An 11,007-nucleotide genomic window follows, 5' to 3' on the forward strand; every position below is an offset into this window, starting at 1 on the left:
TGCACTTTATTCTCGATCGTGCGAGCGAAACCCAGGCCACGCAATATGCGCTCGATTATTCAGCAAGCCCTAATTAAGGGTGTGGCTCCCAATCGCCGGATTGCCATTGCAGACCCTGATATGAGACACGGACGAAAAAGCCGTTCAAAAAGATTTGACGGATACAAACGCCACATCCTAAAAGACTTAGATACAGGAATGGTGAGAGCTGTCGGAGTGACGCCTGCTAATGCTCCCGAATCAAGTATTACCGAAGCATTAGCAATCGACTTAGCGTTTCAAAATGTGGAGCTAAGAGAGCTGCATATCGATCGCGCTTATTTAACGAGTCATTGGGTCAAAGAACGCGGCTCGGACTTGACAATAATTTGTAAATCATGGCGAGTCCGCCATGGTAAATATTTTGATAAAACAGCCTTCAATCTTGATTGGGACGAGAGCGTAATTCGCTGCCCCAATGGAATCAGCATACCATTTGTCACGGGAAAAACTGTGCGATTTCCCCAAAAACAATGTCAGACTTGCCCGCTGCGAACTCAATGTACAGCTAGTAACAAATGTCGGACGGTTTCCCTTCATCCAGATGAATCTTTATTGCAGGAATTGCGCGAGCGTCAAACCACAGCACTCGGTCGTCAAAAATTAAGAGAGCGAGTCAGTGTCGAACACAGTTTGGCTCACATCAGTCAATGGCAAGGAAATCAAGCTAGGTATTTGGGGTTACGCAAAAATCTTTTCGATCTGCGTCGGATGGCAGTAGTTCACAACCTTCATGTTTTGGCAAGAATGTTGACTCAAAATCAATTGATATCTGCCTAACTAAAAAGATACTTTAGTTGAAGATTACATTTTTATATCATTCGCCAGCCTGCTCTATTGGTAACCAGAAGGAGGCTGACATTTCGTATTGGTAGTTTTCGCTTGCCACCACGTAGCAACTTGAGTTTTCAGTGCTACATCATGAGTTATTTGCTTGCACCATATTTTATGTTTTTTGTCAACCTCTTTTACTGGACTGGCGCTCTAGAAAAAGAATGCGGGATAAAAGTGAGCTATAAAGTTGTACATGACCTAGTTCATTATAAATTGAAAGCTCACCTGAACGTCCCAAGACCCCAAAGTAACAAAGCGAACGAAGAGGTGCAGGCAAGCTTCAAAAAAAAACTATGTGAGCTCATAAAAGTAATGATTAAATATTTCAGAAAATCGAAGCCTGTAAGGATATGGTGTCAAGACGAGAGTAGATTTGGATTGATTACTATGCAGGGCAGAATGATTACATTGAAGGGGGTAAAACCTATTGGAAAAAAGCAATGGAAACGAGGAAACTTTTATATTTCTGGAGTCGTAGAGCCAGCAACAGGTGAACAATATTATCAAGAATTTGCTCAGCTTAATTATAACTGTTTTCAGGAGTTTTTAAATGGATTTAGTCAAAAACACTGAGAAAGTTTCAATCTAGTTATCATGGATAATGGTAGCTTCCATAAAGCTCTATTATTAGACTGGCATGACCATGTAATGCCAATATATTTACCTGCATATAGTCCTGAATTGAATCCGATTAAAAGATTGTGGGAACATACAAAAAAAGACCTCAAGTGGGAAAATTATTCGAGTTTAGATAAACTCAAAGAACAGGTAAATAGAATTATCAAATCTCTCACGAATGAAGAAGTTTTATCTCTCTGTGGTTGGGACTATATCCTTGAAGCTATATTTAGTGCAACTTCATAGTAACTTGGTATAAGTTGTCCAGAGTCTCCGATAACCATAGTGGTTTCCATCTTTCAATCTCCGTTTAGTTTCTTTGAATCCTGTTTATAGTTTAAGACATGTCAGAAGTGGGCTACCATTTTCAGGCGGTGTCATGTTGGGATATTCCTCAACCCTTATCCTCTGCATTACACAGGGCGTTCGCTTTCTCTGACTTCCTTTACCCCCTAGACAATTCGGCTGTGATTACTCTTGGCTTACTCTCTTGTTTCGACCTTAAGAGAGAGTCTATTGGGCTTACCGTGTTTCGCTTTTGATAACCTGCGAAAAAGGTTGGGGTTCGGCTCATACTCCGATAGCTTTTTGAACTTCTTTATTAGACAGCGAAACTTCTAATAATCAGCTATTTACCTTTTGGTTAAGGTGTTCCAGCCTGATTTCACCTTTTCGTGTATCACGGAGCTAGATTAGTCGTTTACTTATCGTTAACCCTTCCTTTTCTTCCTCTTGCATACACTACCGATTTAGGCTATCAGCTTAGATGCTTGTGTGGTCTGCACTCCAACGATTTTATTACTTACTTTCGTTGTGACCGGACTCGGATTGAGTCTTTTACACGAGGACTGAGGAGAAGTACCCCAGAGAGAGACGGCTCTCTACTCATCAAATGCGACTTTGCACGTCGCGGTTCACATTACACAGCCTCTTTCTGAGCTTCAGATAGGGGCTTTGTTGTTTTTGCTGATTAAGTTGCCATACCTGTTAAACTAATTTCGATCGCCCTCAACCCTCAACACGATTTGATGCTATGTGGGACAAAATTGCCGCGCACATCTGTGAAACAACCGGAGAAACATTTTCTCTCGACAATCGGCGTTCTGTCAGCGGTGGCTGCATCAATCAAGGCTATTATATCAGCAGCAGTTCCCGCGCTTACTTCGCGAAAATCAATCAAGCTTCCCAAGTCGCGATGTTTGAAGCTGAAGCGCTGGGTTTGCAGCAAATGGGGGAAACCCAGACGATTCGAGTGCCTGAGCCGATTTGCTGGGGAATAGAGGGAAATTCAGCTTATATTGTGCTGGAATGGCTGGATTTGGGAAGTCGCGGTGGCGATCGAGCTTGGGAAGAAATGGGGCGAAAACTCGCCGAAATGCACAAATACACCCCCCCCAACCCCCCCTTGCTAAGCGCGAGAGAAGAGCCTAATTCGGGATTGTGGAGGGGAGTTTTTGGGTGGGATATTAATAATACGATCGGATCAACTATACAAATTAATAATTGGACGGCAAACTGGGCAGAATTTTGGGCAGAACATCGGATTGGTTATCAGTTAAAACTGGCTAGGCGTCGGGGCGGTCATTTTCCGCAAGGGGAACGTTTATTAGAGATGATTCCTGAATTGTTAGCTGGTTATGAACCTCAACCCTCGCTAGTTCACGGGGATTTGTGGGGGGGAAATGCGGGGGTGACATCTGCGGGGGAACCGGTGATTTTTGACCCGGCCGCATATTTGGGAGATAGAGAAGTTGATATTGCGATGACTGAGCTATTTGGTGGATTTCCGGCGCAGTTTTACCGGGGATATAATCAGGTTTGGCCTTTGGGTTCAGGGTATGAAGAACGCAAAAATGTTTATAATCTGTATCACATTTTAAATCATTTTAATTTGTTTGGTGGGAGTTACGAGTCCCAGGCGAATCAAATGATTAATCGAATTTTGGGTTAGTTAAGAATCAAATTCTTTTTTAACCACAGATGCACGCAGATAAACGCAGATTTAAGGTTTATCTGCGAGGGTTACAAGTTTATTTCTGCTTAGCAGCAGCTTTTTTATTTGCCTCTTTTTCGGCTTTTTTAGCTGCTTTTTCTGCTTCAAGTTTGGCTAACTTAGCTAGCTCTTTTTCCTCAGCAATTTTATCGAGATAGTAGTGGTAATCTCCCAAATAAGGGCGAAATTCTCCATCCCGAATCTCGACAATTTTGTTAGCTACTTGGGAGATGAAATAGCGATCGTGCGAAACGATTATTACGGTACCATCATAATTCTGAATCGCTTCTTCCATCATCTCTTTCGCCGGAATGTCGAGGTGATTTGTAGGTTCGTCCAAAATTAGCAAATTCACAGGAGTCAACAGCATTTTTGCCAAAGCTAGGCGGGCTTTTTCGCCGCCGCTTAAAGCGCCAACCTGTTTGAATACTGTTTCGCCGGTAAACAAGAACCGCCCCAACAAAGTCCGAACTTCTTCATTTTTCCAGTCGGGTACTTCGTCGTGAATGGTTTCGATCACGCTTTTATTCAAATCTAAGGCTTCTGCCTGATTTTGTTCAAAGTAACCGGGGATGACGTTGTGACCTCCCAATTTGACTGTACCTTCAGAAGGCTTTTCTAAACCCATAATAAGTCGCAGCAGGGTTGATTTTCCCGCGCCGTTGGGGCCGAGAAAGGCTATGCGATCGCCCCTTTCAATTAACAAGTCTGCTCCCAAGAATAGGATTTTTTCGCCGTAGGTGTGCACCAAATCTTCAATTATTGCTACTTCGCGGCCGCTGCGGGGTGCGGGGGGAAAGCGGAAATGCAAAGTTTTTAATCCGCCGGTGGGCGCTTCGATGCGTTCGATTTTGTCTAACTGTTTCTCGCGGCTTTTGGCTTGGGTACTGCGAGTGGCGCTGGCGCGGAATTTTTCTACGAATGCTTGCTGTTTTTCGAGTTCTTTTTGCTGGCTTTCGTAGGCGCTGAGTTGGGCTTCTCTGGCTTCTGCTTTTTGCAGCAGGTAGGAGGAGTAGTTGCCAAGGTAGGTGCTGGAAACACCGCGTTCGGTTTCGACGATTTGAGTGCAGAGCCGATCGAGAAATTCTCGGTCATGGGATACGATTACCATTGGGGTTGTCAGCCCTTTGAGGTATACTTCCAGCCATTCGATGGTTTCTAAGTCGAGGTGGTTGGTAGGTTCGTCTAGTAGCAGAATGTCGGGTTTTTGCAGGAGAATTTTGCCCAAACTCATCCGCATTTGCCAGCCGCCGCTGAAGGCGCTGACTAATCGATCGCCATCTTCGGGTTCAAATCCGATTTCGGGCAGAATTTTCTCGATTTGGGCTTCTAAACCGTAGCCGTTTAAGCCTTCAAATTGCCGTTGCAGCCGATCCATTTTGTGGATCAGTTCGTCGAGATTTTCTGGAGAGGAGTTTTCCAAGTCTCGATGGACTTGCATTAGGGATTCATGGACTTCGTTGGCTTCGCTGAAGGCACGCCAAAATTCTTCTTTGACGGTGCGAGTCGGATCTACTTCAAATTCTTGGGAGAGGTAGGCGATGTGCAAGCTGGCGGGGCGAATAACTTCCCCGGCGGTGGGTTCGATTTCGCCGGCGATGATTTTGAGTTGGGTGGATTTACCGGCACCGTTAACGCCGACTAAGCCGATGCGATCACCTGGCTTGACTTCCCAGGTGACATCTTTGAGTACGACGCCTGTGGGGTAAATTTTACTGATGTGTTCGAGTCGCAGCATTGTTGTGGGGACTGGGGAAGGGCAGGTTTAGCGGCGGATGGGATGCCGGCGCTGAGGTCGAGTTAATCTTAACAAATTTTAATTATATTTAGCGTCTTGCCAGATTTTGATTTGGTAGGAGTTACGCGAAGAAACGGGGTTTCTCTGAAAAATCGCAGATTCTGGGCTAGAGATATAGGAAGAAGCCGGGTTTCTGGCCTGGATGTGGGTTCAGGACTATTTAGTGGGGCGATCCTCTTCGAGGGCTTCGCTAACGGGCGATCGTGTTGTTTCAGATTGAATTTCTCGAATAATGGTTGAGACTTCTGCACATTATAATAGTCAGTGTCAACCTCGATAGCAAAAGAGAGCGATTGTGCCAGCAAGAGACATTTATCATCAAGTTGTCAAACAGGCTCTCATTAAGGCTGGCTGGACAACTACCCATGATACGTATCCCTTGGCTTGGGCGAAGAGAAACCTATTGATCTTGGTGCCGAAGAGCTATTAGCTACTGAGAACAACGATCGCAAAATAGCCGTTGAAGTTAAAAGTTTTATCATAGAGTCTAGAATTGCAGATTTAGAGCAAGCTTTGGGTCAATATACTCTTTACTATGACATCTTAAAATGGACGTAATCAGAAACACAACTGTATCTTGCAATTCCACTAAATGCTTTTACAGAGATTTTTGATGGAGAAAAATCTGGTCAGATATTGCTAGATAATAACCGCCTAAATTTGTGTTTTTTTTTCAAGCCAAAAATAGAGAAAATAGTACCAGGGATAGCTTAAATAATTATCGCAAACTTGTTAAGCATCTCCTTACTGAATACGCTGAGATTCCCATTTTTGACAGTTGTATCCAAAATGAAATAAATTTTGATTTGGAAAATGACCGTTATATGTTAATAAATATAGGTTGGTTTAATGAGCAGCGTATTCACCATTGCGTGATTCATATTGATATTATTGACGGTCAGGTGTGGATTCAAGCAAATAATACCGATCGCCTGATTGCTGAGGAGTGAGTTGCAGCGGGAGTTCCTGCCGAATCAATTGTTTTGGGACTTCTACCGCCTGATGTTAGACCTTATACTGCTTATGGAGTGCCTACTAGGGAGCAGCAGCGAAAATCCTTGAAAGTATGATGGAGTGCAAGCGATTTGAGTGGGAGGGCGATTCCCTACGGGATAGCTTCGCTTCACGTACTTCAAAAACTTTTAAAGCAAGCGATAGGAGAAGGTTGTAGAAAAGTGAGGGTGAGAAGGTGCGATCGCCCTGGGATCGGGTGCGAGCGTTTTGACGGGGTGACAAGCAAGTGGAAAGACTTACAAGACTTACGGTTTGAGTTGATATACCTCAAAAAAGATCGGAGTCGGTGTGTTCGGTGATGTTTTTTGGGTTTCTCTCGTGGAAAATGAGGCTGCATCGGGCGCTCGCTACCGATCATATGAGTGAATAAACCTGTCAATAATCCCCTATCTTTTTCGTAGTTCAGCAGTCTTAATGCTCTTATAATCAAAGTTTCAGAGGCGTTCTCATCCCCTAAGTGCCTTTCGTAAAGCTAAGTTTTGCTAAGATGTAATAAATATAGTCATTTCAAATAAAAAAGAGACACTATTGAGCGTAGTAGGCACAGATGAGTTCATCTAAAGATGTGCCAGGAGGAGCATACATTCTGGCTCGCTTTAAGGCACTAAAATCGTGTTCAATATCGTTCAGATAGGCGAGAATATTTCGGGAGAAAAAGAACTTGATGACCCGTTTCCTCTAGCAGTTCTCGAATCGCTGTTTTTCGATGAATCGGTGCATTATCCATGATTAATATAGATGGCTTTGTTAGAGAGGGTAATAAATATAAAGATAACCACCCTTCAAAGCCTTCTGCATTGAGGCTTCCCGTAAAAACCATTGGGGCAATTAAGTCCTTTTCTCCTTTGCGTCTTCCGGCTACTAGATTTTCTCTTTTTCCCCGTTTGCCGGACTTTTCACCAGATTTTTTTTTCCTTTTTTTGACCAGCCAAATGCACAATCGTGAAACTCTTCAAATCCTGACTCATCAATCAATAAAAACCAGACTTTGACTTCCAGATACTTTAATCAATTCTCTCAGATATCTGTAGTATTTCATTCTTGCTTCTCGGTTTCTCTCCTGGTAACGAAGTTGTTTTTTTTTCGAGTAATTTTAATTTCTTTAAGAGCCTAAGATATGGCACTTGGTCTTACTCCAAACTTCATGGCTCTGTCGATTAATCTGGCATCTGAATTCTCTTTTACCTCCTTTTCTAAGGCTTGCCCATCTAGTTTTCTCTTACGCCTTTTTACCTGTGTGGCTCTAAGGTCTGTCCGACCCAGCCACCGATATATCGTTGCCACAACTACCTGAAAAAGTCCGATCGCTTGAGCGATACGACCGCCATTTTCTACATAATCCACTACTCTTTTTCTCAATCAATACTGTAAGACATTTTCCTAGCGGCTTCACTATTTTTATTCATTTTACCTCATTTTTAAATAGTCTCATACTTATTTGAAATAACTATAACTCTTGGACGTGTTGCCCAATCAATGTTGTCGGTTTTAGTTGACATTGGTACTCCTACGAAAATGCCTAAACAGAGGGGAAAATCCCCCGGCTGGGAAAAAGGAAAAGTACGTACTAAGTCACCGTGCTATCCCACTGTTAAAAAACGGGTTTCTCGACGCAAAAAGTGTTCAATATTAGCTGTTTAATCTTCTACCTATTGAATTTTTGAGCAACAGCTTGCCTTCTATTCAAAGGCAGCTAGTTTTAGCTGCGACCATTTTTTAGTCTAAACTCCAGCTATTAACAGAAGTACAAAAACTAAAAGCAAATTTACAGGAAAATCGCGACTAAATATATCAGTAACTAGATGTACCTACTCCACTAAAGCCAGCCGCTGAGCCTCCAACAATTCCTGAATCCCCGTTTCTGCCAAATCCAAAATTTGATTTAACTGACTCCGGCTGAAACTTCCCTCTTCCGCAGTTCCCTGAATTTCGATGATATTCAAATCTCCATTCATTACCACATTACAATCAATTTCTGCCGCCACATCTTCAAGATAATTCAAATCTAAAAATGGCTCGCCTTCCAACAGTCCGACAGACACGGCCGCCACTTGACGAATAATGGGCGATCGCACCAAATCACCTTTTTGCACCAACTTATTTAAAGCATCAGCCACAGCCACAAACCCGCCAGTAATTGAAGTCGTGCGAGTCCCCGCGTCAGCTTGCAAAACATCGGCATCGACAAGTATGGTGCGTTCTCCCAATAATTGCATATCCAAGCACGATCGCAAACTGCGCCCAATCAACCGCTGAATCTCTTGAGTCCGTCCCGATAATTTCATAAATTCCCGCTCTTGTCGCTGCGGCGTAGAACCAGGCAACATTCGGTATTCCGCTGTTAGCCAACCTTGTCCGGTATTCTCCAGAAATCTCGGCACTCCCGGCTTGATTGTAACGCTGCAAAGTACCTGAGTATCGCCACTTTTTGCTAGCACGGAACCGCTAGCAAATTTAGTAAACTGTCGATCGAAACTAATCGGACGAAGTTGATTTGGTTGTCTGCCATCGGGACGCTGGAAAGACATAATATTTAGGTAATTGGTAATGGGTAATTGGGCATTAAACATTTAAAATTTGGTATTAATCTTCCGGCTTTTTTCATGCGTTAAATATGCAGTCATTCAATCTAAAATCTACAATCTAAAATCTAAAATGCTATGACGATTAGCCCTTAGCCTCGATTAATTTGAGAATATCCTGCTGGACTTGTTGTGGGGGTTGAGCGCCATCAATAGTTAACAATTTGTTGCGGTATTCGTAATACTCTAAAAGAGGAAGAGTGCATTCGTGGAACAAATCGAGCCGACGCTGTAAAATTTTAGGGTGGTCATCCGATCGATCGCGCTCGATCGACCTGCTCAGCAAAACCTCGATCGGCACTTTCAGCCAAACTGCCCAATCTAGCTCCTGCGCCAACTCCTCTAATAAAAAATCCAACTCCTCAGCTTGAAAAGCCGTTCGCGGATAGCCCTCCAACACCCAGCCATTAAAGACATCCCACAGCAGCAGCCGACGGCGAAAGAATTCAATCATAATTGCGTCGGGAACTAATTCCCCTCTTTCGACATAAGACACCGCCAGCTTGCCTAAATCTGTATCTTCTGCGATCGCCTCCCGTAGAATGTCCCCCACAGCCAGCAAAGGAAGGCTCAAATTGCTGCACAGTAGTTCAGCCTGAGTTCCCTTTCCCGCTCCTGGCCCTCCCAGAATCACCACTCTCACAGTCTCTGCTCCTAGTGCCGCGACATTCAAATTTTACGCGATGTGTGTACTTTTTCTTCAAAGCCCTGGACGCCACAAGGCTCTCATCACCTTGGTTTTTCACCCTATAACTGTATAAATGTCAAGCTCCACGCCGTATTTTGGTAAAAAACCCCGTTTCTGCGTAAGTGCTAATTGAGTTCAAAAATCGAACAAACGACTGCGAATGCCACTGTCGCGAGCTTTTGACAACTTGTATATATAGTGTTCGATCCGATGTGCACTCGGCCCCGTACACTATATATTGTCAAGCAGGCTTCAGCCACGCCAAGGTCGGAGCTGCACTCAAGACTTAGTTGCTGATTAAATATTGCCCTATGGTTGCTCAGTTACAAACCCCTAAACTCAATTTAAACCACAGCTTGCCCTACACAGTTCAAGGGCTGGTGCAAGTCTTTACAGGCCCGCACCGCTGCTTTTTTACCAGTGTCATGGCTCAGGCCCTCAGAATTGCAGGACAAGGATCTCCCGTGCTAGCGGTGCAGTTCCTCAAAGGGGGAATTAATCAAGGGCATCAGCATCCGGTGCGGCTGGGGCAAAATTTAGATTGGGTGCGCTGCGATTTGTCACGCTGCATTGAGAATGCTGATTTAGATGAGCTGGAGACGCGATCGATCGAACAATTGTGGCAGTATGTTCAAAATGCGGTGCGCGAAGGTCGTTATTCCTTAGTTATTCTCGATGAATTGAGTTTAGCGGTTAATTTGGGATTGATTCCCGAAGCCGAAGTGGTGGCATTGATTGACAACAAGCCACATCATTTGGATATGATTTTTACCGGGCCATCCATGCCGCAAATAATTTTGGATGTTGCCGACCAAATTACTGAAATTCGCCGCAGTTAAGGACAATGATTCAAGTTGCGATCGCTTTTTTAGCAGTCGCATTTTTTATGTAAAAAAACAGTATCAAAAAAAAGAGGCGATCGCTTAGCTCAAAGAGCGATCGCACGCTGATCAATTTACCAGCGACGTTACGCTTGAACTATCGGATCGAAAACAACACTCAATCGATCCGCCGGCACCATCCGCTTGAGAATTTTCAAGTGACCGTCTGCATCAGACCAACTGCGAAACTCACCCACAACCACCTTTTCCACATTTGGAAGCGAGCGAACTATAGTCCACGGCTTGAGACGTTTTTCTTGCAACATACTAGATAAATCTCCTGGGTAAATTGGAGCAAAAGCCAGTCCCCATGGTTGGCCACCGCCGAGGACTGGCTTTTGACTTTGCAAACTTGCCTTTCTCTAAGAACATAGCACAAAAAAAAGGGTTTGGGATTATATCTTACTTTTCGCTTTTTTTAGAGCTATTTTCTACCTAACAGATGATTCAACTCAAAACTTGTTAACTCTTTAATTCCCAAGGCTCTCCTGAACTTATGGTTATAAGTTTATCTAATCAGACCAGCAAGCTAATACGCGATTCCTAAAATTATTAAAATT

Annotated in this window: 10 protein-coding genes and 2 pseudogenes; 7 read left to right on the forward strand and 5 right to left on the reverse strand. The window is 43.7% G+C overall.

Translation table 11 applies throughout. From position 1 onward, the window contains the following. The 4 genes from QUA45_RS25720 to QUA45_RS25730 form a co-directional block, all read left to right on the forward strand. Positions 1–819 (forward strand): transposase (locus QUA45_RS25720; RefSeq protein ID WP_333222579.1); only part of this gene is annotated, 819 nt, incomplete at its 5' end. 141 nt (positions 820–960) lie between these two features. Further along, the gene (locus QUA45_RS25725; protein ID WP_333222580.1) at positions 961–1,446 is read left to right on the forward strand and encodes a hypothetical protein; all 486 of its coding nucleotides are present in this window, start codon (positions 961–963) and stop codon (positions 1,444–1,446) included. 21 nt (positions 1,447–1,467) lie between these two features. Continuing rightward, the gene (locus tag QUA45_RS29290) at positions 1,468–1,737 is read left to right on the forward strand and encodes a transposase (RefSeq protein ID WP_333095974.1); all 270 of its coding nucleotides are present in this window, start codon (positions 1,468–1,470) and stop codon (positions 1,735–1,737) included. A gap of 787 nt (positions 1,738–2,524) precedes the next feature. Further along, complete coding sequence (locus QUA45_RS25730; RefSeq protein ID WP_333095975.1) at positions 2,525–3,442, forward strand: fructosamine kinase family protein; 918 nt, start codon at positions 2,525–2,527, stop codon at positions 3,440–3,442. 79 nt (positions 3,443–3,521) lie between these two features. Here the strand turns inward: QUA45_RS25730 and QUA45_RS25735 are convergent, their stop codons facing one another. Next, the gene (locus QUA45_RS25735) at positions 3,522–5,222 is read right to left on the reverse strand and encodes an ABC-F family ATP-binding cassette domain-containing protein (protein ID WP_333095976.1); all 1,701 of its coding nucleotides are present in this window, start codon (positions 5,220–5,222) and stop codon (positions 3,522–3,524) included. 355 nt (positions 5,223–5,577) lie between these two features. On the opposite strand from QUA45_RS25735, the pseudogene QUA45_RS25740 reads away from it, so the two are divergent. Together QUA45_RS25740 and QUA45_RS25745 are read left to right on the forward strand one after the other, a co-directional pair. After that, positions 5,578–5,840: pseudogene (locus QUA45_RS25740) on the forward strand (element excision factor XisH family protein). A gap of 104 nt (positions 5,841–5,944) precedes the next feature. After that, entirely contained in the window at positions 5,945–6,232 is a 288-nt protein-coding gene (locus tag QUA45_RS25745; RefSeq protein WP_333095977.1) for an element excision factor XisI family protein, read from the forward strand. A gap of 589 nt (positions 6,233–6,821) precedes the next feature. Here the strand turns inward: QUA45_RS25745 and QUA45_RS25750 are convergent. From QUA45_RS25750 to QUA45_RS25760, 3 genes and pseudogenes are all read right to left on the reverse strand, one after another. Continuing rightward, positions 6,822–7,672 (reverse strand): annotated as a pseudogene (locus tag QUA45_RS25750) (IS630 family transposase). 432 nt (positions 7,673–8,104) lie between these two features. Next, entirely contained in the window at positions 8,105–8,824 is a 720-nt protein-coding gene (gene rph, locus QUA45_RS25755; protein WP_333096076.1) for a ribonuclease PH, read from the reverse strand. 139 nt (positions 8,825–8,963) lie between these two features. Then, a complete protein-coding gene (locus tag QUA45_RS25760; protein ID WP_333096077.1) occupies positions 8,964–9,521 on the reverse strand; it encodes a nucleoside monophosphate kinase in 558 nt (185 codons plus the stop codon). A 356-nt stretch (positions 9,522–9,877) separates the two neighbouring features. Between QUA45_RS25760 and QUA45_RS25765 the strand changes: the two genes are divergently transcribed. Then, positions 9,878–10,405 (forward strand): P-loop NTPase family protein, encoded by a 528-nt coding sequence (locus QUA45_RS25765; RefSeq protein ID WP_333095978.1) that lies wholly within the window; start codon positions 9,878–9,880, stop codon positions 10,403–10,405. A 128-nt stretch (positions 10,406–10,533) separates the two neighbouring features. On the opposite strand, the gene QUA45_RS25770 is transcribed toward QUA45_RS25765, so the two are convergent. Continuing rightward, positions 10,534–10,797, reverse strand: a complete 264-nt coding sequence (locus QUA45_RS25770) for a hypothetical protein (RefSeq protein ID WP_333095979.1) — start codon at positions 10,795–10,797, stop codon at positions 10,534–10,536. Between the last annotated feature and the right edge of the window lie 210 nt (positions 10,798–11,007).

Origin of the sequence: Microcoleus sp. Pol12A5, from assembly GCF_036701435.1 — a bacterium.
Classification (GTDB): Bacteria; Cyanobacteriota; Cyanobacteriia; order Cyanobacteriales; family Microcoleaceae; genus Microcoleus.